At 41.1% G+C, this 25,023-nt stretch carries 24 protein-coding genes and 4 tRNA genes; 21 read left to right on the top strand and 7 right to left on the bottom strand.

Annotated features, from left to right (window positions below; translation table 11 throughout):
• Positions 1 to 77: 77 nt before the first annotated feature.
• From recJ to AC27JL_RS11240, 12 genes are all read left to right on the top strand, one after another.
• Positions 78 to 1,799: a single-stranded-DNA-specific exonuclease RecJ gene (gene recJ, locus AC27JL_RS11295; protein ID WP_487195649.1), complete on the top strand. Its 1,722-nt coding sequence runs from the start codon at positions 78 to 80 to the stop codon at positions 1,797 to 1,799.
• Positions 1,800 to 1,943: 144 nt separating this feature from the next.
• Positions 1,944 to 3,042, top strand: a protein-coding gene (prfB, locus tag AC27JL_RS11290; protein WP_096801177.1) for a peptide chain release factor 2 whose coding sequence is annotated in 2 segments (ribosomal slippage) — positions 1,944 to 2,018 and positions 2,020 to 3,042 — 1,098 coding nt in all. Because the reading frame shifts where the segments join, the coding sequence is not laid out codon by codon here.
• Between the two features lie 26 nt (positions 3,043 to 3,068).
• Entirely contained in the window at positions 3,069 to 4,604 is a 1,536-nt protein-coding gene (gene lysS / locus AC27JL_RS11285) for a lysine--tRNA ligase (RefSeq protein WP_006793137.1), read from the top strand.
• 279 nt (positions 4,605 to 4,883) lie between these two features.
• Positions 4,884 to 5,066 (top strand): hypothetical protein, encoded by a 183-nt coding sequence (locus AC27JL_RS11280; RefSeq protein ID WP_006793136.1) that lies wholly within the window; start codon positions 4,884 to 4,886, stop codon positions 5,064 to 5,066.
• 128 nt (positions 5,067 to 5,194) lie between these two features.
• Positions 5,195 to 5,287 (top strand) — tRNA-Ser (locus AC27JL_RS11275).
• 35 nt (positions 5,288 to 5,322) lie between these two features.
• Positions 5,323 to 5,399 (top strand) — tRNA-Arg (locus AC27JL_RS11270).
• 47 nt (positions 5,400 to 5,446) lie between these two features.
• Positions 5,447 to 5,523: transfer RNA gene (locus tag AC27JL_RS11265), tRNA-Arg, on the top strand.
• 49 nt (positions 5,524 to 5,572) lie between these two features.
• Positions 5,573 to 5,649: transfer RNA gene (locus tag AC27JL_RS11260), tRNA-Arg, on the top strand.
• A gap of 500 nt (positions 5,650 to 6,149) precedes the next feature.
• Positions 6,150 to 7,325 (top strand): exo-beta-N-acetylmuramidase NamZ family protein, encoded by a 1,176-nt coding sequence (locus AC27JL_RS11255; protein ID WP_487195648.1) that lies wholly within the window; start codon positions 6,150 to 6,152, stop codon positions 7,323 to 7,325.
• A gap of 9 nt (positions 7,326 to 7,334) precedes the next feature.
• Positions 7,335 to 8,987, top strand: coding sequence for a penicillin binding protein PBP4B (gene pbp4b / locus AC27JL_RS11250; RefSeq protein WP_487195647.1), 1,653 nt, complete (start codon positions 7,335 to 7,337; stop codon positions 8,985 to 8,987).
• A gap of 177 nt (positions 8,988 to 9,164) precedes the next feature.
• Complete coding sequence (locus AC27JL_RS11245) at positions 9,165 to 10,541, top strand: Na+/H+ antiporter NhaC family protein (RefSeq protein WP_006794362.1); 1,377 nt, start codon at positions 9,165 to 9,167, stop codon at positions 10,539 to 10,541.
• Between the two features lie 181 nt (positions 10,542 to 10,722).
• On the top strand, positions 10,723 to 12,399 hold the full coding sequence (locus tag AC27JL_RS11240) for a KAP family P-loop NTPase fold protein (RefSeq protein WP_487195646.1): 1,677 nt from the start codon (positions 10,723 to 10,725) through the stop codon (positions 12,397 to 12,399).
• 79 nt (positions 12,400 to 12,478) lie between these two features.
• On the opposite strand, the gene AC27JL_RS11235 is transcribed toward AC27JL_RS11240, so the two are convergent.
• From AC27JL_RS11235 to AC27JL_RS11225, 3 genes are read right to left on the bottom strand one after another with little or no spacing between them, the layout of a single operon-like run.
• Complete coding sequence (locus tag AC27JL_RS11235) at positions 12,479 to 13,090, bottom strand: hypothetical protein (RefSeq protein WP_487195645.1); 612 nt, start codon at positions 13,088 to 13,090, stop codon at positions 12,479 to 12,481.
• The gene (locus tag AC27JL_RS11230; protein WP_487195644.1) at positions 13,077 to 13,667 is read right to left on the bottom strand and encodes an RNA polymerase sigma factor; all 591 of its coding nucleotides are present in this window, start codon (positions 13,665 to 13,667) and stop codon (positions 13,077 to 13,079) included. Before AC27JL_RS11230 ends, AC27JL_RS11235 begins: the two co-directional genes overlap by 14 nt.
• A gap of 14 nt (positions 13,668 to 13,681) precedes the next feature.
• The gene (locus AC27JL_RS11225) at positions 13,682 to 14,317 is read right to left on the bottom strand and encodes an energy transducer TonB (RefSeq protein WP_487195643.1); all 636 of its coding nucleotides are present in this window, start codon (positions 14,315 to 14,317) and stop codon (positions 13,682 to 13,684) included.
• 146 nt (positions 14,318 to 14,463) lie between these two features.
• On the opposite strand from AC27JL_RS11225, the gene AC27JL_RS11220 reads away from it, so the two are divergent.
• From AC27JL_RS11220 to AC27JL_RS11210, 3 genes are all read left to right on the top strand, one after another.
• The gene (locus AC27JL_RS11220; protein ID WP_008129031.1) at positions 14,464 to 14,970 is read left to right on the top strand and encodes a DUF3087 domain-containing protein; all 507 of its coding nucleotides are present in this window, start codon (positions 14,464 to 14,466) and stop codon (positions 14,968 to 14,970) included.
• Positions 14,971 to 14,991: 21 nt separating this feature from the next.
• The gene (locus AC27JL_RS11215) at positions 14,992 to 15,441 is read left to right on the top strand and encodes a low molecular weight protein-tyrosine-phosphatase (protein WP_039038238.1); all 450 of its coding nucleotides are present in this window, start codon (positions 14,992 to 14,994) and stop codon (positions 15,439 to 15,441) included.
• Positions 15,442 to 15,536: 95 nt separating this feature from the next.
• Complete coding sequence (locus AC27JL_RS11210) at positions 15,537 to 16,049, top strand: hypothetical protein (protein WP_487195642.1); 513 nt, start codon at positions 15,537 to 15,539, stop codon at positions 16,047 to 16,049.
• A gap of 59 nt (positions 16,050 to 16,108) precedes the next feature.
• On the opposite strand, the gene AC27JL_RS11205 is transcribed toward AC27JL_RS11210, so the two are convergent.
• The gene (locus tag AC27JL_RS11205; protein WP_487195641.1) at positions 16,109 to 17,221 is read right to left on the bottom strand and encodes an energy transducer TonB; all 1,113 of its coding nucleotides are present in this window, start codon (positions 17,219 to 17,221) and stop codon (positions 16,109 to 16,111) included.
• 644 nt (positions 17,222 to 17,865) lie between these two features.
• Here AC27JL_RS11205 and AC27JL_RS11200 point away from each other — a divergent pair.
• From AC27JL_RS11200 to csrA, 6 genes are all read left to right on the top strand, one after another.
• On the top strand, positions 17,866 to 18,489 hold the full coding sequence (locus AC27JL_RS11200; protein ID WP_006794352.1) for a GTP cyclohydrolase II: 624 nt from the start codon (positions 17,866 to 17,868) through the stop codon (positions 18,487 to 18,489).
• A gap of 77 nt (positions 18,490 to 18,566) precedes the next feature.
• A complete protein-coding gene (locus tag AC27JL_RS11195; protein ID WP_305473374.1) occupies positions 18,567 to 19,355 on the top strand; it encodes a BPSS1780 family membrane protein in 789 nt (262 codons plus the stop codon).
• Positions 19,355 to 19,807 (top strand): regulatory protein RecX, encoded by a 453-nt coding sequence (locus AC27JL_RS11190; protein WP_006794350.1) that lies wholly within the window; start codon positions 19,355 to 19,357, stop codon positions 19,805 to 19,807. The genes AC27JL_RS11195 and AC27JL_RS11190 overlap by 1 nt, the downstream gene beginning before the upstream one ends.
• A 19-nt stretch (positions 19,808 to 19,826) precedes the next feature.
• Positions 19,827 to 22,427 carry an alanine--tRNA ligase gene (alaS, locus tag AC27JL_RS11185; protein WP_487195640.1) on the top strand — a complete coding sequence of 867 codons (2,601 nt, stop codon included), beginning with the start codon at positions 19,827 to 19,829 and terminating at the stop codon, positions 22,425 to 22,427.
• A 6-nt stretch (positions 22,428 to 22,433) separates the two neighbouring features.
• Entirely contained in the window at positions 22,434 to 23,651 is a 1,218-nt protein-coding gene (locus AC27JL_RS11180; protein ID WP_006794348.1) for an aspartate kinase, read from the top strand.
• Positions 23,652 to 23,742: 91 nt separating this feature from the next.
• Positions 23,743 to 23,934, top strand: a complete 192-nt coding sequence (gene csrA / locus AC27JL_RS11175) for a carbon storage regulator CsrA (protein WP_004587515.1) — start codon at positions 23,743 to 23,745, stop codon at positions 23,932 to 23,934.
• 51 nt (positions 23,935 to 23,985) lie between these two features.
• Here the strand turns inward: csrA and AC27JL_RS11170 are convergent, their stop codons facing one another.
• The 3 genes from AC27JL_RS11170 to AC27JL_RS11160 all read right to left on the bottom strand — a co-directional run bounded on the left by AC27JL_RS11170 (position 23,986) and on the right by AC27JL_RS11160 (position 25,000).
• Positions 23,986 to 24,453 carry a YcxB family protein gene (locus AC27JL_RS11170; RefSeq protein WP_006794347.1) on the bottom strand — a complete coding sequence of 156 codons (468 nt, stop codon included), beginning with the start codon at positions 24,451 to 24,453 and terminating at the stop codon, positions 23,986 to 23,988.
• A 130-nt stretch (positions 24,454 to 24,583) separates the two neighbouring features.
• Positions 24,584 to 24,775 carry a hypothetical protein gene (locus AC27JL_RS11165; protein WP_006794346.1) on the bottom strand — a complete coding sequence of 64 codons (192 nt, stop codon included), beginning with the start codon at positions 24,773 to 24,775 and terminating at the stop codon, positions 24,584 to 24,586.
• Between the two features lie 51 nt (positions 24,776 to 24,826).
• Positions 24,827 to 25,000, bottom strand: coding sequence for a DUF1328 family protein (locus AC27JL_RS11160; protein WP_006794345.1), 174 nt, complete (start codon positions 24,998 to 25,000; stop codon positions 24,827 to 24,829).
• Between the last annotated feature and the right edge of the window lie 23 nt (positions 25,001 to 25,023).

Here is a 25,023-nt window from a genome sequence, read left to right as displayed (position 1 = left end):
CGTGTTTACGTTTACAAAAAGGCCTTAATGGCCTTTTTTTGTCTTTTTAATACGACTTAATAAGTTAAAAAAACTGCATGAAAAAACTCATCATTGCGCGCGAAAACGTTAACGACTCGCACTTACCGAGTCATTTGCATCCGGTAATAAAACAAATTTACGCGACTCGTCGTGTGGTTGATGCCCAAGAGCTCGATAACGGTGTTGCTACGCTTCACGATTATAAATTGTTTAAAGACATCGACAAAGCAAGTGCATTACTAGTCGATGCGCTTAAGGCGCAAAGCCACATTTTAATTGTGGGCGACTTTGATGCCGATGGCGCAACCAGTACTGCAACCTTAATGCAGGGGTTGCAAATGTTTGGTTTTCAAAATTTAGATTACCTCATTCCAGACCGCTTTAGCTTAGGTTATGGCTTAAGCCCCGCACTGGCCGAACAAATAGTACAAATAAAGCCCGATTTAGTGATCACCGTAGATAACGGTATATCCTGTATTGCCGGTATTGATATTTTAAAATCGGTAGGTATAAAAGTGTTGGTTACAGATCACCATTTACAAGGTGAACAGCTTCCCAATGCCGATGCCATTGTAAATCCAAACAGACACGAATGTAACTTTCCGTCAAAGTCTATTGCTGGTGTAGGCGTTGCGTTTTACTTATTAATTGCACTAAGAAGTCTAATGCGCGAACAAGGTTACTTTACGCAACAAGCACCGCCTAACTTAGCAAACTTATTAGACATAGTTGCACTGGGCACAGTCGCTGATGTAGTTGCACTTGATGCAAATAACCGAACATTAGTACACCAAGGCTTAGCGCGTATTCGCAGTGGTAAAACACGCCCAGGTATTACAGCACTTATTGAAGTGGCCAACAGAAATGCAGCGCGTTTAAGCGCCAGCGATTTTGGTTTTTCACTTGCGCCACGTTTAAACGCAGCAGGGCGACTAGACGACATGAGTTTGGGCATAGCGTGTTTACTGAGTAACGATATAAACCAAGCAAGGCGTATCGCAAGCGAACTCGACAGCTTAAACCATGCAAGGCGTGAAATAGAGCAAGGTATGCAAGCTGAAGCACAAGCCGTGCTAGATAGGCTCGCCTTTACCGACGATAACATTCCTGATGCTATTTGTTTGTTTCAAGATGACTGGCACCAAGGCGTAATTGGTATTTTGGCTGGCCGTTTAAAAGAAAAGTACCACCGCCCAACCGTTATTTTTGCCGGTGGTGAAAATGGCGAAATTAAAGGCTCGTGCCGCTCTATTGAAGGGCTGCATATGCGTGACCTACTCGAAGGGTTAAATACCGCTATGCCCCATTTAATAAATAAGTTTGGTGGCCACGCAATGGCGGCGGGGTTAAGCATAGACGAGCAAAATTTTAACGACTTTAAAAAAGCGTTTGATGCCGCAGTCAGTGCGCAATTAAGCGAAGAAAGTAAGCGTTGTATTGTATTTACCGACGGCGAGCTGCCAAACGACTGCTTTACCATGGAGTTTGCCCAATTATTAAAGCAATCAGGCCCATGGGGGCAGCAATTTCCAGAGCCTGTGTTTGAACATACCTTTGAATTAATTCAGCAACGTATTGTTGGTGAAAAGCATTTAAAACTGGTGCTTAAACATCAATCAGGGCGATTAGTTGACGCTATTGCTTTTGGTATAGACGTAAAAGAGTGGCCAGATACCGAAGCACGCTTTGTTAAAGTGGCTTATCAACTTGATATAAACGAGTTTAGAGGTAAATTTAGCTTGCAGCTAATTGTACGAGAGCTTGAAAAAGTGCACTAAAAAATATGCACAATACATGCATAAAAGGCTAATAAAGCGCGCGGTTTTTTGTTAAAATCGGGCGTTTTTATCATTTGACGATAATTTATTGCGGATATTCCTCAAGTCGGGCCGTAATAATCTAGCCATTTTGGAGTAATGTACATGTTTGAAGTGAATCCTGTGATTAATCAAATCAAGGAAATTCGCGATCGTACTGAACTGCTTCGGGGGTACCTTTGACTACGCTCTTAAACAAGAGCGCCTAGAAGAAGTTAACGCCGAACTTGAAGATTCAGCTGTATGGAATGAACCTGAACGCGCACAGGCACTTGGCCGTGAAAAGTCAGCATTAGAGGCGGTTGTTGAAACAATCGACAACTTAGTTGCTGGCGCTGATGACGTTGAAGGTTTGCTTGAGCTTGCAATAGAAGCGGAAGACGAAGACACCTTTGACGAAGCAAATGCAGAGCTTGAAGGCCTAAACGAGCAATTAGAAGGTTTAGAGTTTCGTCGAATGTTTTCGGGCACTCACGATGCAAATGATGCATACCTTGATTTACAATCAGGTTCAGGCGGCACTGAAGCTCAAGACTGGTGTAACATGTTACTTCGCATGTACCTACGCTGGGGCGAAGCAAAAGGCTTTAAAGTTGAGCTAGTAGAAGCAACCGATGGCGATGTGGCCGGAATAAAAGGCGCTACAGTTCGCTTTGTTGGTGAATATGCTTACGGTTGGTTACGTACAGAAACAGGCGTACACCGTTTAGTTCGTAAAAGCCCATTTGACTCAAGTGGCCGTCGTCATACATCGTTTGCCTCTGCGTTTGTATACCCAGAGATAGACGACAATATTGAAATTGATATTAATCCGTCTGACTTACGTATAGACGTGTACCGTGCATCGGGCGCGGGTGGTCAGCACGTTAACACCACCGAATCGGCAGTACGTATTACTCACGTGCCTACAAACACGGTAGTACAATGTCAAAACGAGCGTTCGCAGCATAAAAATAAAGCCCAAGCAATGAAGCAATTAAAAGCTAAATTATTTGAGCTTGAGCTACAGCAGCAAAATGCTGAAAAACAAACGCAAGAAGATGCAAAATCAGATATTGGTTGGGGCAGTCAAATTCGTTCATACGTTCTTGATGACTCACGTATTAAAGATTTACGCACCGGCGTTGAAAACCGCAATACCCAATCGGTACTTGACGGTAACCTAGACAAATTTATTGAAGCCAGCCTTAAATCTGGCCTATAACCACCAAGCTAATAAAGAGCTAAAAAATGACTGATAAAATCCAAGACGAAAACAAGTTAATCGCTGAGCGTCGCGGCAAGTTAGATGCTATTCGCGAAAATTGCCCAGCCAACGGTCATCCAAACCAATTCCGTCGTGAACATTACACGGCTGATTTGCAAGCTGAGTTTGGTGATAAAACAAAAGAAGAATTAATTGAGCTACAGCATGTAGTATCAATTGCTGGTCGTATTCTTGCTAAGCGTGGTCCATTTATGTCTATTCAAGACATGAAAGGCCGTGTACAAGTTTACGCATCAAAAGACGTACAAAAAGACTTAAAAGCAAAATATGGTCAGCTTGATATTGGCGATATTATCGGTGTTAAAGGCCCACTTAATAAATCAGGTAAAGGCGATTTATACGTAGATATGGCCGAGTACGAATTACTTACTAAGTCACTACGCCCATTACCAGAAAAATTTCATGGCCTTTCAGACCAAGAAACAAAATACCGCCAACGTTATGTTGATTTAATTACTAACGAAGCAACGCGCGAAACGTTCCGTATTCGTTCACAAGTAGTTGAAGGCATTCGTCGTTTCTTAGCAGATCGTGACTTTATGGAAGTAGAAACGCCAATGCTGCAGGTTATTCCTGGCGGTGCGTCTGCGCGTCCATTTGTGACTCATCATAACGCGCTTGATATCGACATGTACTTACGTATTGCGCCAGAGCTTTACTTAAAGCGTTTAGTGGTAGGTGGTTTTGACCGCGTATTTGAAATTAACCGTAACTTCCGTAACGAAGGGTTATCAACGCGTCACAACCCAGAATTCACTATGATTGAGTTCTACCAAGCATACGCCGATTACATCGATCTGATGAACATCACCGAAGACATGCTACGTACAGTTGCAACAAACGTTTTAGGCAGCCCAATAGTTGTTAATACAACGAAAGATGAAAACGGCGAAGTAATCGACTCAGTAGAGTACGACTTTGGTAAGCCGTTTGAGCGCCTAAGCATGGCTGATGCTATCTTAAAATATAACCCTGAGTTTGATGCTGCGGTATTTAATGACCCAGAAAACCACTTTGAAGAATTAAAAGCGTACGCTAAACAAGTGCACGTTAAAATTCCTGAAAACTGTGTTTGGGGCCCAGGCAAGTTTTTATGTGAAATATTTGAAGAAACGGCTGAGCACATGCTTATCCAACCTACATTTATTACAGGTTACCCATGGGAAGTGTCGCCGCTTGCACGTCGTAACGACGACAATGCATTTGTTACCGACCGCTTTGAGTTTTTTGTTGGCGGACGTGAGCTTGCAAATGGTTTCTCGGAGCTTAACGATGCACAAGACCAAGCAGAACGTTTTACTCGCCAAGTTGAAGAAAAAGACGCAGGCGATGATGAGGCAATGCATTACGATGAAGATTACATACGCGCACTAGAGTACGGTTTACCGCCTACTGCTGGTGAGGGTATTGGTATTGACCGATTAGTAATGTTATTTACTGACTCATCTACAATTAAAGATGTTATTTTATTCCCGCATATGCGTCCGCAAGCTGACTAAGCTTAACGAAAATAACACCTTGAAACGCCGCTTAATTGCGGCGTTTTTGTTTTTACTTTGTTTATTCATAGCTAATAAGATTATTATTCATATATTAAGCTGTTGATATTTAGTTGTAATTTTTTATGAAAATTTTTATGTGCATATAACAAATTAATGAGTAACATTTAAACATTATGTTGTATTTTTGTAACTTTGTTAGCTACAATACGGCCAAATTTTAAACGACCTAACTTTTAGGTGCTGTAAATAATAAAAACGGATTTACAAAATAATAAAATGACAGATAAAACTATCGAAGAGTCGGAAGAACTCAGTCAAACAGAGCGAGAGCGAGAAGCTTTTTACCGAGCATGCATTGCAGAGTTTCAACAACTAGGTTATCAAGAGCAGTACCTAGCTAGTTTAAAAGATAAATGCGACCCAACCGACGACACACATACGCCTAATGAAGAGAGTTAATTAGCTTAAAAATTAGGCTTCTTTAATATAAAAACATATCATATGTGTGTTCTGTAACCATATAGACACTTTTGATAGAAAAGTGTTTGACATATTTTCTGAAATCTTTATTATACGCCCCACAAGACGGAGAGGTGTCCGAGTGGCCGAAGGAGCTCCCCTGCTAAGGGAGTATAGAGTTTGTAGCTCTATCGAGGGTTCGAATCCCTCCCTCTCCACCATTTTCTAAATGGCGAAATCTTGTAAACGTAAAGATGGGCGCATAGCTCAGCTGGATAGAGTACCTGGCTACGAACCAGGCGGTCGGAGGTTCGAATCCTCCTGCGCCCACCACTCTTTACACACTCTGCTTAGAGTATAAAAAAGCAAATAGTAAAAGTGGGCGCATAGCTCAGCTGGATAGAGTACCTGGCTACGAACCAGGCGGTCGGAGGTTCGAATCCTCCTGCGCCCACCACTTTTACACACTCTGCTTAGAGTATAAATAAGTAAAAAAGAATGAAAGTGGGCGCATAGCTCAGCTGGATAGAGTACCTGGCTACGAACCAGGCGGTCGGAGGTTCGAATCCTCCTGCGCCCACCACTTTCATACATAAGCCGACGCTAAGTCGGTTTTTTTGTGCCTGAAATAAAGTGAATATGGGAAAATAGCAAGCCACGAACCCGACGGTCAGAGGTTCACTCTTAAAAGATACGTCCTGCGCCCACCACTTTCATACATAAGCCGACACTAAGTCGGTTTTTTTGTGCCTGAAATTTGAGAAAGCTTTCAGATATCAGTTAAACCAAACAAACACCCCCGTTAAAAACTTCAGCGTAGACGCAGAACTTGTTCGCGTGAGAAGCGCAGCTTCTAGTTACTTACGTATCTACCCAAAACTATTTACGAGCGATGCTCGTCGCGCCAGCAAGCTAAGCGCCTACGGGTGACCCTTAAACTGTGGGTTAAATTATTGTATACGCAGAACGTGCTCACGTGAGAAGCGTAGCTTCTAATTACTTATGTATTTACTCTAAAGCATTCGCTGCTCTTTAACTTAAGCTGTGGTATTTTAAACACCTTGTTTAAAAGGATCTTGCTGTATGTTTAAAACCGTATTTTTTATATTTTTATTGAGTTTAAGTGCGCTTTTTACTATTACCACACACGCGAATGAAGCAAAGCATTCAGTAACCGTAGGGGCTGAACAGCCGGCAGTGTACTTACCGCAATTACAAAATAAACGTGTTGGGTTAGTGGTAAATCAAACCTCTTTAGTAGGGCAAGCACACTTGGTTGACAGCCTGCTTAGTAAAAATATAAACATAACCAAAATTTTTGCACCCGAGCATGGTTTTAGAGGCGATCACGACGCCGGTGCTCATGTTAAAAACGCCATTGATAGTAAAACCGGTATCCCGCTTGTTTCTATTTATGGCAAAAACAAAAAGCCAAGCGCTGAAGCTCTTAGCAATGTAGATGTTATTATTTTTGATATTCAAGATGTGGGTGTACGTTTTTATACCTACATAAGCTCTATGCATTACATGATGGAGGCTGCGGCTGAACAAGGTGTTGAATTTATAGTGCTTGATAGGCCAAACCCCAATATTGCCTATATTGACGGGCCAATTCTTGAGCGCGAATTTAAATCGTTTGTAGGCATGCACCCAATCCCAGTATTGCATGGTATGACGGTAGGCGAGCTGGCTTATATGATCAAAGGCGAGGGCTGGATCAATAAAGCCACCGATCTAAAGCTCACCGTGATCCCCGTTGATCGTTACACACGCACAACTCGTTATAGCTTACCTGTAAAACCCAGTCCTAATTTACCAAACGATCAATCAATCGCGCTTTATCCGTCGCTGTGCTTTTTTGAAGCAACTCCTGTGAGTATTGGCCGCGGCACCGATTTTGCGTTTCAGGTTATTGGTTATTCGCCGGTAAAATTAGGGGATTTTAATTTTACACCGCGCGCTATTAAAGGCGCCGCTTTAAACCCTAAATTTAAAAATACAACGGTACATGGCCTTGATTTAAGGCAAGTAAACGCCGCAGGGCTAAATTTAACGTACTTAATAAACGCCTACGCCACCCTTAATAAACATAAGGTCGACTTTTTTGAACGCGCTGGATTTATGGATAAATTGGCAGGTACTAATAAACTGCGTTTAGCTATAGAGGCAGGGCAGTCGGTTGAGCAAATAAAGCAAAGTTGGCAACGCGGCCTTACACAATTTAAAGCGCAACGAGCGCCTTATTTATTATATGAGTAAGGCTTAACCATGTTATTTATTTTAAAAAATACTCGCTTCATAAAAAACGCATGGTTAGCCGCTTTGAGTTTAATTATTGTAGGCTGCAGTACTACACATAATTCATTAAAATCGCAGCCAGTGCTGATTAAAAGTCAGCTAATAGAGCTGCCAAACGCACAAGTTGTAGCCAGCTTTCCTGAGCCAAATCCAAGTAGCCGGTTTTATGTAAACAACCGTGGCACATTTAAAGCGTATAAAGGGCGCGGCCAATTATTAATACAAAACCACAGCGCCGAAAGTGCCGATATTTACATAAACAATCAAAAACTTGCTACCAATACGTTAACCACTAATACGCTTTATAATTACAGCTTAGCGGCGCATACTCATAATGGTATAAACACATTTAAGGTAGAAAATATTTTACCTAAAGGCGCAAGCTTAACGCTGCGTTTTGCATTTCCTACATTAAATTTAACGCCTAACAAGCCAGTTGATTTTACTGACGTTGATGAACTGATTGAGCGTGATATTAAAGCGGGTTTTCCCGGTGCAGTGCTGGCGGTTGTTAAAAATGGCGAGCTAATAAAACTTACAGCTTATGGTGATGCAAAGCAGTATCAGCAAAACGATCTAATGCTACTGCGCCCAGAGCCTATGCAAACAAATACTCTATTCGACTTAGCCTCAAACACTAAAATATTTGCTACTAACTTTGCACTCATGAAACTAATAAGCGAAGGGCAACTCAATATAAACAACCCCGTGCAAAGTTATTTAACAGAATACACAGGCGGTGGGCGAGAGCAACGCATAGTAAAAGAGTTACTTACTCATAGCGCAGGCTACCCACCCGTGTTTGATTTTCACCGAAAAGATACACAGCAAGGCGATGCATTTTATTCTCAAAATAGCCAAACCACTAAACAGCTTTTGCTCACCAAAGTGCCACTTAATAACAAAAAACCAATGCAACATGTGTATTCTGATATTGATTACATGATTTTAGGTGTATTGGTTGAGCGCATAACAGGGCAGCCACTAGACGAGTACTTAGAGCAGCACGTTTATACACCTCTTGCACTGAGTAACACGCTATTTAACCCCCTTAAAAAAGGCTTTGAGCGCAGTCAATTTGCAGCCACCGAACTTAGCGGCAACACCCGCGATGGACGTATTACTTTTGATAATATTCGAACACATGTGTTGCAAGGCCAAGTTCATGACGAACGCGCATTTTACTCGTTTGGCGGCGTTGCTGGGCATGCCGGGTTATTTAGTAACGCCCACGATTTAGCTGTGCTTTGCCAGCTATTATTAAATAATGGTGGCTACGGCGACCAACAATTATTTAGCGCAAGTGCCTTGGCGCAGTTTTTAACGCCGCAAAGCACTAACGAAACGTACGGCCTAGGTTTTAGGCTTGCAGGCAATAACCAAGCACGGCGTTGGCACTTTGGCCCTTATGCCAGCTCACAAGCGTATGGCCATACCGGTTGGACAGGCACCGTAACAGTAATCGATCCCGCTTACGACTTGGCCATTGTTTTGCTTACTAACGCGCGCCACACTGCAATTAAAGGCACACAAAAACGTTATGAATTTACAGGCAAACAATTCGAAACCGCACAATACGGATCTGTGGTATCGCTTGTTTACGAAGCGCTGTTAAATCAATAAATTATCGTATAGGTTAAAATGGGCTAATACAGTTACGCCCAATGGCTTATTTGCAGGTGACTTGGCAACATCAATCCATTAAGCTAGGCGGTTTACTCCATTAAGCCACTTTTTAAGTTTTGGGCTTAACATATAAGCGTTTAAGCGCGGGTTGTTAATAATTAAGGTTAACTTTTTATGCATTGGTATTCTATTTTACCGCCGCTAATTGCGATTGCTATCGTGTTTTGGCGCAAAGAAGTCATTATGGCGCTGCTAGTTGCCGTGGCGTCTTCTGAGTTTTTACTTGCCCTACAAGGGGAAGGAAATAGCGTATTTACAACATTTTTAAATACCATAGAGCGTATTATTTCGGTGGCAAGTTCGCCGGGTAACAGCCGCATACTCATATTTAGTATTTTAATAGGTGCTTTACTTGCCTACATTCGCGAATCTGGCGGTGTGGCGGCAACGGTTAACTTATTAATGAACAAAGGGGTTGCAAAAGGTAAGCGCCAAGTTGGCTTTTTAACTATGTTTACTGGCGTTGCGGTGTTTATAGAGTCAAACCTAAGCGTGCTTACGTCGGGTATTTTGTCGCGTGGCCTGTTCGACAAATTTAAAATGAGCCGTGCACGCCTTGCCTATATTATAGATAGTACCAGTGCCCCTGTGTGTATTTTAATACTACTTAACGGCTGGGGTGCATTTGTACTGGGCTTATTAGGTAATTACGAATTGGGCGAATCGGCCGTATCGGTTCTTTGGGGCAGCGTTGGGTATAACTTTTACGCCATAATTACCTTGGTTATTGTTTTTTACACCATTGCATTTGATAAAGTACACGGCCCAATGAAAGAGGCCGAACAAAAATTAGAGCTACAAACAAACGAGCTAAAAGAAGAAGTAAAAGGTTCTAAAGCGCGCTTTATGTTAGTGCCATTATTTACGCTAATTGCCAGCATGGTAGGATTTATGTTTTACACTGGTAACGGTGTGTTGGCAGAAGGTAGCGGCTCTAAATCGGTATTATATGCAACTGTGCTCGCGATTGTGGTTGCTTACTTACTAATGATTAGTTCGCGCCAATTTACCCACCACCAATTGGTTGATACTGGCTTTAAAGGCATGGGCGAATTACTCCCATTGGTAAGTATTGTTTTGCTCTCGCTTACGCTAGGTGCAAGCTTAAAAGAGCTAGGCACGGGTGTGTTTGTTGCGTCATTGGTAGGCGACTACTTACCTATTTACTTAATAGTGCCCGTGCTGTTTTTAACAGGGGCGGTTATGTCGTTTACTACAGGCACATCGTGGGGCACGTTTGCCATACTTATTCCTATTGGCGTACCGCTCATACAAGCACTGGGTTTACCACCTTCATTGGTTGTAGGCGCTATTTTGGGCGGCGGCATATTTGGCGATCACTGTTCGCCTATATCCGACACCAGCGCGGTGTCGGCGCTTGCATCGGGGTGTGACTTACTCACTCACGTTAAAACCCAGCTACCGTACGCGTTATTTGGTGGCGCACTGACCTTTATTGCTTATTTGGTTATTAGCATTATTGTGCTGTAAAAACTCGGAATTTAAATATTTAAAAGCCTGCTTAATTGCAGGCTTTTTTGTTTAAGTACCGAGTGCACCGAGGCGCTGCGAGCTTCACAGAGATAAATAGTAATAGCTTTTTATTAATGGGTTACGTTTATTGGGTGTTGTATGGCACTATGTAAAGAAGGATTATTTTAAAGGGAATTAAATGAAAGAGATTAAAGACTTCAATTGGAACACGGAAACTAATCGCTCGGTAGGTGAATATTTTCCTGCTGATAAATTAGATCGAGCTCGCTACGCTACATTCTTATCAAGGCTATTGGCTCAAGAGGGATTTGACGAAAGCAGGCCTGATGAAGATAAAAAGAAAAACTACGTATTAAATTTAAACGCTGAATGGGGAGCAGGTAAAACCTACTTTCTTAAGCGTTGGTCACAAGAATTAAAAGTAAATTATCCTGTAGTTTATATTGATGCATGGCAGCAAGACTATTCAGACGATCCATTTTTAACTGTAATTGCAGGTATCATTAAGCAGCTTCAACTTCAGGCTAAGTTTAATATAACAATACCTAAAAGTGCCCTTTCGATGTTTAAGGCTGTTGCACCTGCAATTGCACAAGGCTTAACTAAAAAAATATCAGGCATAGATTTAGAAGAGCTAAACACATTACTATTTTCTGATGATGAAATAGATAGTGAACAAAATCAAAATTCCAATAAGCCAACTGGTAGCGACTTTTCGCCCGCAGTAAAGGCGCTTGCACAAAATCTGATTAAAGATCATGAAGCTAAAAACAAAAGCATTGAAGTAATAAAGTCTAAGTTAGCTGATTGGGTAAGTAAGTTTGAAGAGCAGGAAGGTAAGTCGTTACCCATATTTATCTTTATTGATGAACTAGATCGATGTCGCCCAAGTTATGCAGTAGAAATGTTAGAGACGATTAAACATATTTTTGATGTTAAAGGTATCGTATTTGTTATAGCAACAGATACAGAACAACTCCAACATACAATTAAATCAATATACGGTGAAGGGTTTGACGCTAAGGTTTATTTAGGCCGTTTTTTTAATAGTTGTTACAGTTTAAAGCGCCCTGTTTTAAAAGACTTTTTATTAGTACACAGTGAAACAACTAAATTTGAAAGCGCGTATTTAGAAAGTAATAATATTGAGCTACTCCCTCGCACAAAAACGCCCGAAACCGCTTTAGCTAATATTTCTATTGTATTAGATGCCTTTCAGATATCAGCAAGAACAGCTATTCAAATTACTGAACGCATTACGGCCATTATTGCAAATTTACCAAGTGGTAAAAAAGTTGATGTACTTGTGCTCGCTGTTTTGTTTTGTATCTATGAAAAAGACCACTCACTTTATGAAGAGATAATTACTGGAAGGTTTAAACGAGATGGAAAAAACCATAAAGGCGAAGTACGAAATATAAGCTTAAATAATTTTTTAAAACAGAGTATCCAAGACGTACAACAACTAGCTGAGATAAAATACTTTATTGAACCATTATCTTACACAAATTCATTTTACTTAGGTCAAATGACAAGTAGAAATAATAATTTTGCTACTGGGAATTACTCTATAAAACTAACTGAATTTATAGATAGTATCTTTTGTAGAGTATTTAATAATACAACAAATTCTGTGGCTCTAATGGTTAGTTCAAGTAGTGAGAACGTAACAGCACTTCATAGCGCTGAACAAAACTTAGCAAATGCTGATGTCAGAAAGCCTAGGGTAGGCAATATTACACTCCTGTGGTTAAGTTACATTTATATCAAAGATGGCTATAAAGAAATTAGCAAAGAACACTACCGTGATTTTATAGAGCTTTCTTCACCATTAGATTACATGGGTGATAGTTAACTATCTCTGTGCAGCGCGAAGCGCCTCTGTGTTCTCGGTGGTAATTACTTATTTAAATTACCACCATGCTAAAAATAACCTAAGCCTTGCACTGCCTCACCCCAACTCCTGCATGCTTCAGGGCAATAATTTGCCCTTTACCGTTATGTGCCATGGCTAACATATCACCCGTATTTATATTACTCTCTACCGCGTGCCTTCCCTTTAAATCACTCAATAGCGACTGCTTAATTTGCACTAGCACCTCGTCATTACAACTGGCTATGTACCAGTCGTTGTCGACCTTTACGAGCGTGCCGTATTCTATGTGGCGTTGCTGGTGGCGGCGTAAATCGTTTGCTAATTGGCTGTCGAGCGCGCGTTTTTGTTGCGTTATGGCGGTTGCGTAGCTGCCTGTTTGATCTATTTCATGCGTTGTTATAAACGAGTAGTCGTGAATGTCTATGGTGTTTAGTACGGTTTTAGGGGCGGTATTTATTACGTTGTTGCTGTCGAGCACTATAAAGGCCAGTAAGCCCAGAGCGCAGGTAAGGCTTGTGAGTTGCAGGGCAAAGCCTAACTTTTTAGGTTGTTTTTGAGCTACGCTGTGTTTTAACGCCTGTTGTTGAGCATGCGAAAGGGTGGTACGTGCTTTACGCGCTTTAAAGTGGTTTGACAGCTTTTCATCAAACTGCTCATCAGGCTTGTTCATTATTGTCTCCTAATAATTGTTTTAGGTTTTGTTTGGCGTAGCGCAGTCTTGTTTTTATGGTTTGGGCGTTGCTTTGCGTTATAAGCTCTATGTCGGCAAGGCTAAAACCTTCTTGTTGTAAGGTGATGGCTTCGCGCTGCACAAAGCTCAGTTCCTTGAGCGCCGTGTTGAATGCTTCGTAGCTTATGTGTGTGTCACCTATGTGCGAGTCACTATTTGTTAATTCGCTTTGATTGCCACTTTGCAAAGGTTGTAGGCTGTTTTCGTCAAGCTCCACAAAGTGTTGCTGTTTGCGGTATTCGTCTATTAGCGTGTTACGTGCGAGTTTAAACAACCACGCTTTAGGCGTGGTTTGCGCTTTGTAAAGGTGGCGCTTTTCAATTACTTTTAGCCATGTTTGCTGGCTTACATCGTATGCTAAGTGAGTATTAGATTGCGTAACTAGGTAGTGGTATAAATCGTTACTGTAGAGGGCAATAAGCTGCTCTAAGTGACGGTTTTCTCCACTTTTTGCATAACGGGCCATGCAGTCTTTGCTGGGCGTTTCAAATAACCAAGTTTTAATACTCATTAGCATAGGCGTTTAGTCCGTTAAATAGAGTTATCTAATTTAAAATCAAGTTGAACCGTTTGATCTGTTTGTAATTGTGCCACACCTTCAATTACTTTTGGGCGGTATTTCCAACGTTTAATAGCGCGTAGTGCTTCGCGGTTAAAAATACGTTTTGGTTCGGCGTTTAAAACTACCGCGTCAATTACTTCGCCAGTGGGCGAAATATTAAAGCTAAGTTGTACCCAGCCTTCTATTCCATCACGCGCAGCGGTGGTTGGGTACTTTGGATTTATGCGCACAATGGGTGAGGCATCTCCCGTTGGGCGGTTAAGGGTATTGTTAATACCGTCACCAAAGTCATCCATTATTAATGGCGGCGCCGTGTTGATTGCCATAACAGGGTCGGCGCTAGGTGTTACCCGCGGTGGCGCTTTAGGCGGCGTTTTGGGTGTAGGTGGTTCTGGCATTTTATCTATGTGTCTTACTTTTGAATCTTCAGGCACTTTAAATATTTCAACCGTTATTTCTTTGCCAGGGTCTAGTGGTGCGCGTTGGTCGCCACTGATTAGGTATTGCATAAATGCAAAGGCGGCAAAGGTCATTGCTGCACCACCAATAACGGCGGTTGATGTTTTTATAAATGTTGGGTTATTTGGGGTTTCAAGTGTGTGCATAAGCCGCTCCTAGTTAACTCATTATGTGGTTTTCAGAGCTATAACGGGTGGCAAATCAAAAAGGGGTGAAATATTTTTATAAAAAATGCGGGGTTTAGTTACAATAGCGTTTCGCATTCTTTTACTTATTAACTTTTTAGGCTGTTATGCAACTCATTGAAATAAATAAAGCGCGTTATCGTAAGCATTTAAATCGTGTCATTGTGGGCTGTGCAGCCTCGCTTGCGGCGGGGAGCTTAGCTATATCGCAAACGCTGATTGCGTTGTTTCCGGATGAAAGCGGAAGCCATTTTCATTGGAACTTAACTGGTGTGGTTATTACAAGTTTAGCCATAGGGTGGTTGTTAAATAAATACCGCACTCATCCTTACATGACCGAAGTGGTTTATGTATGGGAGCTAAAACAGGCACTTAATAAAATAACCCGTAAAATGCCAAAGTTAAAAGCGGCTGGTCGCGAAGGTAACCCCGCTGCACTATTAGCCATTCATTACAGTTATGCGGGCTCGCGTTTATTGTGGCAGCTAGACGACAACCTTATAACAATGGAAGACCTAGCCATTAAACAAGCTGAGTTAGATTCGGTTGCTGCACAGTTTAATTTAACGCTAAATGCTGACGATTACGAAGAGAGCATATTAAAACAGTTTTAAAGCCTAATTTAAGGAGCCGCTATGAAAAAGGTACTGATTGTATGTTTAGGTAATATTTGCCGTTCACCTACTGCTGAGGCGGTTTTAAAAGCGCGTGCAAAAGCCTTGGGTGTAAAGGTGGTGGTCGATTCTGCAGGTACAATTGGCTATCACGAAGGAAAATCCCCCGATAGCCGTTCAATGGCGGCGGGTGAAAAGCGCGGCTATAGCTTTAAAGGAATACACTCGCGTAAAGTTCGCACTAGCGACTTTAACGAGTTTGATTTAATTTTAGCAGCCGACAAACAAAATTTAACTGATTTAAAAGAGCAGTGCCCAACGCATTTACACTATAAGTTAGCGTTGTTTTTAGAGTACGGGGAGCAAAGCACAAGTGCCATACCTGATCCCTATTACGGTGGTGACGACGGCTTTGAAAACGTACTTGATTTAATAGAAGCGGCCAGCGATAACATACTTGCTAAAATGTAAGCGCCTCTTATCAGTTTGTTACATTAACGAACATTTGTTTTATTGCCCTTTGTTCCTTAATTGAGTACGATTTATCCTTACTCAAAAGGAATATTATGAATACAAAAATATTACTACTGGTTTTATCACTTGGTTCGGGTTCTGCTTTTGCTAATGATGTGAGCTTTTCGATTGGGGGTGGCTACCCTTACTTGGTTGTACCTGAAGTGTCGTTATCGGCAGATAACAATTCTCAGCGCTGGTACGCAAACTATAAAATTGGCCTAGATGATGGCTTTTCAGTGGGTTTTGAACACGCAGTTAGTGATAACAATAAACACGCATTGGGTGTGTTAGTTGGGGCTATTGGCGCACGTGATACCGACCAACCATGTGAAAGCACAAACACTGACGACATTGCTATCGAGCTAGGTAATATTTTTGGATGTGCGCTAGGGCAAATATTTGATGATGAAACCACAAATGGTATTGGGCTTACATACAGTTATAACTTTAACGGCTTAAATAATAGTGGTTTTAGACTAATACTTGATGCGGGCTATGGTAAAACAAGTGACAGTAACGAAAAAAGAGCCGATGGTGCTATTCGTATTAGTTACGAATTTTAGGGCGTCGTGAATAAAAATAAAAAAGGCGCTAAATAGCGCCTTTTTTATTTGTAAAACCGCTAGCGGTTTATTTTAAAATCTATTTGCACCTGGGTGCTTGCTACTACGGGGCTTCCGTTTTCAAATTTGGGTGCGTAACGCCATTTTTTAAGTGCCTCTAATGCTGACTTTTCAAATGCGTGGCCACCTTCTGAGCTTATTACTGATGAGTTTTTTACAAATCCGGCAGTGTCTATATCAAACTGAAGAACAACAATACCATCTGTATTTTGACGTGCTTTATTTACTGGGTACTTAGGTGGTTGGCGGTATACCGGTGTTTGTTCTTGTGAGTCTTTCCATGGCACCATTTCGGCAATAGCTAAACAATGTTTAGTTGCTTGTTCGCTTTGACCTGTTTTTTCGTAAAGGTTTACAAGTTTTGAGTGCGCGGTAAGTTCGGCGTTATGATCAAAGCTTAGGTTGCTATCAAATACCGAAACAACATGATTTAAACGCTCAATCGCTTTTTTATATTTTCTCTTACTTTGCGCAAACGAGGCGACTAAAAAGTCTGTTTTGATTCGCTCAACCGTGTTTTCGTCTAAATTTTCACGGTAGTATTCATCGGCTTCGTTCAATAACTTTTGCGCTGCACGAAACTTTTTATGTGCAAACTTACTTGCTAACAACGACGCGGCTTCAAATTGCATATCGGCAACAAATTTTGGTTTATTTTGTGCTTTAGCAATATCGATTATACGTTCGAGATGATCTTCTGCCAAAGACGCTGATTTAGCATTTTCGGCTTTACCTAAAAGTGCGTCGAGCGTTTGTATTGCATTTTTTCCGTGGTTATCAGCTAAAATTGTATACGCTTGCGAGTAAAGGCTATAACGCTGCTGCCTTATGTTTTTTTTGTTGCTTGTTGTGCTTGGCGGTGTAATGGCTTTAGCATAATTAATAGCAAGGTTTGCTGTGTTGTCGCTTTTATCGCCGTAAAAAGTAAGGCCTGCAGTGTAAGCTCGTTTTGCGGCTTGCTCAATATCGTGTTTGGTTTCTACTGCGTTTAGGTAACTTTGATAGGCAGTTGAAAAAGCCGCTTTAGCGTTGTCAGTTTGGCTAGCAAGTGCATTATTTGTAAAGGCAGATAAGCTTAATCCAACAAACAGGGCAAGGTGTTGTGGCTTCATAATGATCCTTATTAATTGTGAATCTGAACTTTGAATAATAACTCTATGCTAAGTGGTAATTACAGCGCTAACTACATTGAATTTATTTGCAAAAGATATGTAATTTTACAAGTAGATTTAAATTTTATTAACTAAAAGTGTTGGTTAAAAAGCAGTAGACTTAAATGTCATTACTCTCGTGTTATTAAACGTTTTATTTAAAATTCAGATAAATTTAACTAAAAATAACTTACTACAGATGATAGTTATTGTCATTAAATAGGTACGAAAAGCCAATGTTATATGCTGATTTAATGTGTTTTTTACTTAACAATAACGCTGGTTAAGAGACTTGCTAAAATATTGACTAGTAGTGATATTTTAAATTTATTCTCTAGCCAGAGATTTTCAATGAAAACAAGGCGAATTTACGCGTCAATAGCTGGCCTATTGCAAGTACATTCAACGCAGTTGGCGCTGAAAATAGCTGCTAGAGATAGGTTTATTATCCCGAGTTCGGGTTAATTAAGGTTAGTCATTGAAAACAGGCGCTGTCGTCGCCATATAATTGCGATAAACAATGTTGTACTACGATCTAATTTTACTCTTTTGTGATATTATCACTTTATTGTCGTGTCGTAGTTATTTAAATATTTGGATTTGTCGTGGCGCAAGTAAGAGCAAGAGTCCAACTTAATGTTGGCAAAAATAGTGATATCCCTGCAGAAATAGTGTCATTTACTGACCTAAAAGATGGCCAAGAACATATTGCTATGGTGTTTAACAACGCCGATACCGAGCAAGATGTACCGCTTATTCGTATGCATTCGGAGTGTTTAACGGGGGATGTTTTTCATTCGTCACGCTGTGATTGCGGCGAACAGTTAAACGAATGTATTGAAATGATGCACGAGCAAGGCGGTATTTTGCTTTACTTACGCCAAGAAGGCCGTGGTATTGGTTTATACAATAAGATTGATGCTTACGTATTGCAATCGCAAGGTATGAATACCTACGAGGCCAATAACCATTTAGGCTTTGCAGACGACTTACGCGACTTTTCGGATGCGGTATTAATGCTTAATGCGCTTAACTTAAAGCACGTTAAATTAATGACCAACAATCCTAAAAAACTCAATGCTTTGAAAGATGCGGGTATTGAAGTTGATACAGTTATTGGTACACACGCACACATAAAGGCGGGTGTAGCAGGTAATAAAGCCTACTTAGAAACCAAAATAAAGCATGGCGCACATATGCTAGATATTAAAAAAATTAAAAAACCTTAATATTACTGGTCTGCCTCTGTGATCCCACCCAACGCCAAGTTATACTTGGCGTGTTTCGTTATAAATTAAGAGCAAGTATGTCTACACAATTACGAGTATTTAAAGCAGATGCCGGGCTAAAGTGGTTAAAAGCGGGATGGCTTATTTTTAAAACCCAGCCAATGACGTTTATTTTTATGCATTTATTTATTGGCATTGTGGGCTTACTGTCGTTGTTTTTACCTTTACTGCAAGTGGTTGCTGCACTGGCTACGCCTTTTTTAACTGCTGGCTTTTACCAAGCAGTGCTGACCAAACAGCAAGGCGGTAAAATAATGTTGGCTGACATTCTTAAGCCATTTTCAGCTAAAGGAAACCGTTTAGGCTTGGTACGTTTGGCGTTATACCAAATGGGTGCGGGTATTTTAATGGCGTTATTAGCAAACGGTTTATTTGCTGATGCCGTGGCAATTATGAGCCAGCCAGGGCTTGAACCTCAAGCTGCACTTGAGCAAACTATTGCGAGTATTTCGGGTGCGAGTGTTGTTTTATTTTTTATGGCCATGCTTATTTATTTAACGGCCTTTGCCTATGCGGTACCGCTTGTTTATTTTAATAAAGAGCAACGTATTTTAACGGCGCTTAAGCAATCGCTTATGGTTTTTTATCATAATTTGTTTCCGTTGAGTGTTTTTGGCGTTATTTGCGTACTATTTATGGCGGTTTCTATGTTCTTATCGTTCTTACCACTGTTGATTTTAATGCCGATTTGCTACATTAGTTTTTTTGTTTCTTATCAGGCGATTTTTATGCCGATTGTCCCGCCAAGTGACGACAAAAATGTTAAGCCACTAAGCAGTGAAACAAGCGGACGCTTCGACGCTTAATGGATGATAAGTTAAAACAAAAATTAAAAAATTATGTACTTTGGTTACTCGGGCGCCAAGAATACTCGCGTCGTGAGTTAACCTTTAAATTACAGCAAAAAGAAGCCACAGATGAGTTTATCGAAAACTTGCTTGATTGGTGCGAAAAGCACAATTTTATAAACGAGCAACGTTACTGTGAAGGCTTTGTAAGAAAACACATTTTTAAATGCCATGGGCTTAAGCGAATTCAAAGCGAGGCCATGGGTAAAGGGATTGACCGTTCGCTACTTGAAAGAGTAGTTGAAGAGCTTGAAATAGACTGGTTTGAGCTTGCGCAGGATGCGTATAACAAAAAATATTCAAATACACCGGCAAACCTCGATTACAAAGACAAGGCTAAGCGCGTGCGCTACTTAATGTATCGAGGTTTTAGCTACGAACAAATCGATTTTGCAATGCAATCACAGTAAATACAGGTGAGATTTTCACATGCAGCACATGACTACCGCACAAATTAGGCAACAGTTTTTAGACTTTTTTGCCAGCAAGCAACACCAAGTTGTTCCTTCAAGCTCGCTTATTCCGGGTAACGATGCCACGTTATTGTTTAACAATGCCGGTATGGTGCAATTCAAAGATGTATTTTTAGGCGCAGAATCTCGCCCATATACACGTGCAACAAGCTCGCAGCGTTGTGTGCGTGCCGGTGGTAAACATAACGATTTAGAAAACGTGGGTTACACGGCGCGCCATCACACATTTTTTGAAATGTTAGGTAACTTCAGTTTTGGTGACTACTTTAAGCAAGAAGCAATTAAGTTTGCGTGGGAGTTTTTAACTGAGGTTGTTAAATTACCTCAAGAAAAACTGCTTGTTACTATTTACCACGATGATGAAGAAGCGTTTGAGTACTGGTCAAAAGATATTGGCTTAAGTGAAGATCGCATTATTCGTATTGCTACCTCAGATAACTTTTGGTCTATGGGTGATACAGGCCCATGTGGTCCGTGTTCTGAAATATTTTACGATCACGGTGAGCATATTTGGGGTGGTCCTCCGGGCTCTCCAGAGGAAGACGGCGACCGTTTTATCGAAATTTGGAACCTCGTATTTATGCAGTACAACCGTCAAAGCGACGGTACTATGCTGCCATTACCTAAGCAATCTGTTGATACGGGCATGGGCCTTGAACGTATTTCTGCTATTTTGCAGGGCGTGCATTCAAACTACGAAATCGATTTATTCCAAGGCTTAATTGCAGCGGCGGCGAGTGTCACTAACGCGCAAGATATGGACGATAAGTCGCTTCGCGTAGTAGCGGATCATATTCGCTCATGTGCGTTTTTAATCTCAGACGGTGTAATGCCATCTAACGAAGGCCGTGGTTACGTACTTCGTCGTATTATTCGCCGTGCGGTACGCCATGGTAATAAGCTTGGCGCACAAGGCGCGTTTTTCTTTAAATTAGTTGCTGCACTTATTGAGCAAATGGGTCAAGCGTACCCAGAGCTTGCTAAGCAACAAGAAATTATCGAAAAAGTACTGCGTATTGAAGAAGAGCAATTTGGTAAAACACTTGAGCGTGGCTTAGCTATTTTAGAAGAAAGCTTAAGCGACCTTAAGGGCGATGTGATCCCTGGCGATTTAGTATTTAAACTGTACGATACGTATGGTTTCCCTGCCGATTTAACCGCCGATGTTGCGCGTGAGCGCCAAATGACCATTGATCATAAAGGCTTTGAAGAATGCATGGCTGTACAGCGTAAAACTGCGCAGCAAGCTGGTAAATTTGGTGCCGATTACAACGAGCAGTTAAAATCAGATAAACACACTGACTTTAAAGGCTACGACAGCACGCATTACAGCGCGACAGTGGTTGAAGTGTTTGCCGGTGGTGAGGCCGTACAGTTATTAGAAGATGGCCAAGAAGGCATTGTAATACTAGATCGCACACCGTTTTACGCAGAATCTGGTGGCCAAACGGGTGATACCGGTACAATTACAGTGGCTGGTGGCGAGTTTAATGTGACTAACACTACTAAACTAGGTAATGCATTTGCGCACCACGGTACAGTACAAGGCCGTATTGGTGTTAACGATAAAGTGGATGCCACTATTGATGATGCTCGTCGTGAGAACATCAAGAAAAACCACACAGCTACACATATTTTACACGAAGCATTACGTCAGTTATTAGGTGAGCATGTAAGCCAAAAAGGCTCGTTAGTTCAAGCGGATCGTTTACGATTTGATTTCTCGCACTTTGAAGCCGTAACTAAAGACGAACTACGTGACATTGAGCGTGTAGTTAACGACGAAATTCGCCGTAACTTTGCACTTAATACTGAGCTTATGGCTATTGATGATGCTAAAGCGAAAGGTGCTATGGCGCTGTTTGGCGAAAAGTACGACGACGAAGTACGCGTAGTCACCATTGGTGATTACTCAATTGAGCTTTGTGGTGGTACACACGTTGAACGCGCGGGCGATATTGGCTTATTCAAAATAGTATCTGAAAGTGGTATTGCTGCAGGTGTTCGCCGTATAGAAGCAGTAACTGGCGCAGATGCAGTTGCTTATGTAAGTGAGCAAGAGCAACAGCTTAGCGATGTAGCAGCGCTTGTGAAAGGCGATAGCGCATCGGTACTTGAAAAAGTATCATCTTTACTTGAGAAGTCTAAAGGCCTTGAAAAGCAAATTGCTCAGCTTAACGATAAGCTAGCGAGCGCAGCAGGTGCGTCGTTACTTGATTCGATTGTAGAAATTAATGGCGTTAAGCTATTGGTTGCAAATGTTGAAGGCACTGAGTCTAAAGCGCTTCGCGGTATGGTTGACGACCTTAAAAACAAGATTGGCTCAGGTGTTATTGCCCTAGGTGTTGCCAGTGGCGACAAAGTAAGCCTAATTGCCGGTGTGACTAAAGACTTAACTGGCAAAGTAAAAGCCGGTGAGCTTGTAAACCACATGGCTTCTCAAGTAGGCGGTAAAGGTGGCGGTCGTCCTGATATGGCACAAGCAGGTGGTTCTGAGCCACAAAACCTTGCTGCTGCACTTGATAGCGTTACTGCTTGGTTAACTGAGCGTACTTAAGCCTAAGTGGCGTTAATTGTACAGAAGTATGGCGGCACGTCGGTTGGCTCAATAGAGCGAATAGAAGCGGTCGCCGACCTTGTTGTTAAAACTAGGCAACAAGGTCATCAAGTGGTTGTGGTGCTCTCGGCTATGTCGGGAGAAACCAACCGCTTAATTAATCTTGCCAAACAAATAGATTCCCGTCCTAGTAACCGCGAGCTCGACGTACTAATTAGTACCGGCGAGCAAGTATCGGTTTCGTTATTGGCTATGGCTATTATCAAACGCGGCCATTCAGCCGTTAGCCTATTAGCTGATCAAGTTAATATTCAAACCGATAATATGTTCGGTAAAGCCCGCATTACAGACATTGCAGCTACACGTTTAAAGCATGAACTTGAGCATAACCGTATTGCTATTATTGCCGGATTTCAGGGGCGTGATGTTGAAGGCAATATAACAACCCTTGGCAGAGGCGGTACTGATACGTCGGCTGTAGAAATAGCTGCGGCCATAAAAGCTGATGAATGTCAGATCTATACTGATGTTGACGGCGTATATACTACAGATCCTCGGGTTGAACCTAACGCACGAAGAATGAGCCAAGTGACCTTTGCTGAAATGCTAGAGTTAGCAAGCTTAGGTGCTAAAGTATTGCATATTCGTTCTGTTGAGGCGGCAGGTAAACACAATGTTCCATTAAGGGTGCTTTCGAGCTTTAACCCTGATGAAGGAACATTGATTACGTTTGAGGAAGACGATATGCCAAGTAAAGTTGTTTCGGGTATTGCATTTAATGCTGATGAGTGCTTAATTAAGGTACAGGGTGTGCAAAGCGGCACTCAAAATCTTGTAAAAATATTGAAACTTTTTGCTGATAACGGCATCGAAATAGATATGATTAATCAAGTTAATCATATCTTTGAAAAAATAGACTATGCTTTTACTGTGCACTCGAACGACTACCCGCAAGCACTTGAGTTACTAACCGAGCAAAAGGTGTCTTTAGGTGCTGAAAATATAATCGGGCTAACAACCATTGCAAAAGTATCTGCTGTTGGTATGGGAATGAAATCGCACTGGGGTGTTGCTAGTTTATTTTTTGATGCCTTAGCAAATGAAAATATTAATGTAGTTTTAGTGTCTACATCAGAGATTAAAATTTCAGTTTTAATAGATGAAAAGTACCTCGAACTAGCTGTTCGTGCATTACACAAAGTATTTTTAACGGAAAGTAGATAGATAGTGAGTTTTTACTTACTTTTTAGTCTATTTTTCATTAATATGGATAAGCGGAATCTTATAATTTTTATTGGAACATGGGAGCAAGAGAATGCTAATACTAACTCGTAGAGTAGGTGAAACCCTTATGATCGGTGACGAAGTAACAGTGACCGTTTTAGGAGTTAAAGGAAATCAAGTTCGAATTGGTGTAAATGCACCAAAAGACGTTTCAGTGCATCGTGAAGAGATTTACATGCGTATACAAGCTGAAAAGTCTAACCCTAATCCGGGCAATGCTTAATCAACACGTATACTTAACTAAATAATTTATTTAGCTAAGCCAAAAAGCCACTCATTGAGTGGCTTTTTTGTTTATAAAGTCGAGCATTTCATCTGTGAGTATTTGCTTAGAGATATATTGCATGTTGTTTTTATTTTTTATCAATAAGCCCTGTGGTGTTTCGATTACGTCAGTGATGTCTTGCCAAGCGAGCTGGTAGCTTTTGTAATGGTTTGCCGATTTAATGCCTTCATCATCAAAAGTGAGCGTAACCTCTGAGCCTGATGCTCTGCTAAACATTTGTCTGGTTACCCACCATGGCCTGCGATAATAAAAAGCAACGCATTCGAGTACAGCAACCATGATCAAAAATGTTCCTAAATAATGATCAGCTAAACCGTAAATGCTAAATAAACCAAGCGAAACTAATAGTACCAGTAAAAAATACTTAGGCTGCGCGCGTTTACTGTAAGGAAGTGACTCGTCAAAGCATTCATAAAAGTAGGGTTTATCAAGTGTGTAGGTAGTTGAAAATGACATAGTGCCTTGCTTTAAAAATCGTTTTATATATTTTAGCAAGTTCGCTTATAAATGAGCAGCTTTATAATGCGTGCATTTATTTCGGGCACAAAAAAACGGCCAGGTGGCCGTTTTTTTAATATACTAACTATTAACAGTTAGTTTCTTCAGCGTTTACGCCTTCTTTTACTTCTTCACACGTATCTTCAACAGAGTTTTGTACATCTGTTACTACTTCATCAATACGTTCGCCGGCTTCTTCTGCGTTGTTATCTTGGCAACCCATGATGAAAAAACTTGCGAAAAGACCAATTAGTGCTGCTTTTAAAGTTGTAGAGTTCATAGTGTAATTCCTTGTAAATAAATAAAATTGTAGTGTTAGTTGAGTATATGCCTACCTGGGCGATTTACCACGCAGCGCACCTGAAACTAACGAAATAACTAAAAGTACTATAAAAATAAAGAATATAATTTTTGCTATACCAGCTGCGGCACCCGCGATGCCACCAAAACCTAACACTGCAGCGATTAAAGCAATAACTAAAAATGTGATTGTCCAGCGTAACATTGTTTTCTCCTTGGTTATCAAAT

The organism is Pseudoalteromonas sp. 4NS20-0020, assembly GCF_057554385.1.
This window is presented reverse-complemented; position numbering and strand designations above follow the sequence as displayed.

Excerpts from the sequence above, each read along its gene's own strand:
- AC27JL_RS11160 (WP_006794345.1), bottom strand. The coding sequence starts at position 25,000 with ATGTTACGCTGGACAATCACATTTTTAGTTATTGCTTTAATCGCTGCA.
- alaS (WP_487195640.1), top strand. The coding sequence starts at position 19,827 with ATGCAGCACATGACTACCGCACAAATTAGGCAACAGTTTTTAGACTTT.
- recJ (WP_487195649.1), top strand. The coding sequence starts at position 78 with ATGAAAAAACTCATCATTGCGCGCGAAAACGTTAACGACTCGCACTTA.
- AC27JL_RS11165 (WP_006794346.1), bottom strand. The coding sequence starts at position 24,775 with ATGAACTCTACAACTTTAAAAGCAGCACTAATTGGTCTTTTCGCAAGT.
- pbp4b (WP_487195647.1), top strand. The coding sequence starts at position 7,335 with ATGTTATTTATTTTAAAAAATACTCGCTTCATAAAAAACGCATGGTTA.
- AC27JL_RS11205 (WP_487195641.1), bottom strand. The coding sequence starts at position 17,221 with ATGAAGCCACAACACCTTGCCCTGTTTGTTGGATTAAGCTTATCTGCC.
- AC27JL_RS11240 (WP_487195646.1), top strand. The coding sequence starts at position 10,723 with ATGAAAGAGATTAAAGACTTCAATTGGAACACGGAAACTAATCGCTCG.
- AC27JL_RS11215 (WP_039038238.1), top strand. The coding sequence starts at position 14,992 with ATGAAAAAGGTACTGATTGTATGTTTAGGTAATATTTGCCGTTCACCT.
- csrA (WP_004587515.1), top strand. The coding sequence starts at position 23,743 with ATGCTAATACTAACTCGTAGAGTAGGTGAAACCCTTATGATCGGTGAC.
- lysS (WP_006793137.1), top strand. The coding sequence starts at position 3,069 with ATGACTGATAAAATCCAAGACGAAAACAAGTTAATCGCTGAGCGTCGC.
- AC27JL_RS11195 (WP_305473374.1), top strand. The coding sequence starts at position 18,567 with ATGTCTACACAATTACGAGTATTTAAAGCAGATGCCGGGCTAAAGTGG.
- AC27JL_RS11210 (WP_487195642.1), top strand. The coding sequence starts at position 15,537 with ATGAATACAAAAATATTACTACTGGTTTTATCACTTGGTTCGGGTTCT.
- AC27JL_RS11255 (WP_487195648.1), top strand. The coding sequence starts at position 6,150 with ATGTTTAAAACCGTATTTTTTATATTTTTATTGAGTTTAAGTGCGCTT.
- AC27JL_RS11190 (WP_006794350.1), top strand. The coding sequence starts at position 19,355 with ATGGATGATAAGTTAAAACAAAAATTAAAAAATTATGTACTTTGGTTA.
- AC27JL_RS11225 (WP_487195643.1), bottom strand. The coding sequence starts at position 14,317 with ATGCACACACTTGAAACCCCAAATAACCCAACATTTATAAAAACATCA.
- AC27JL_RS11245 (WP_006794362.1), top strand. The coding sequence starts at position 9,165 with ATGCATTGGTATTCTATTTTACCGCCGCTAATTGCGATTGCTATCGTG.
- AC27JL_RS11170 (WP_006794347.1), bottom strand. The coding sequence starts at position 24,453 with ATGTCATTTTCAACTACCTACACACTTGATAAACCCTACTTTTATGAA.
- AC27JL_RS11235 (WP_487195645.1), bottom strand. The coding sequence starts at position 13,090 with ATGAACAAGCCTGATGAGCAGTTTGATGAAAAGCTGTCAAACCACTTT.
- AC27JL_RS11220 (WP_008129031.1), top strand. The coding sequence starts at position 14,464 with ATGCAACTCATTGAAATAAATAAAGCGCGTTATCGTAAGCATTTAAAT.
- AC27JL_RS11280 (WP_006793136.1), top strand. The coding sequence starts at position 4,884 with ATGACAGATAAAACTATCGAAGAGTCGGAAGAACTCAGTCAAACAGAG.
- AC27JL_RS11230 (WP_487195644.1), bottom strand. The coding sequence starts at position 13,667 with ATGCTAATGAGTATTAAAACTTGGTTATTTGAAACGCCCAGCAAAGAC.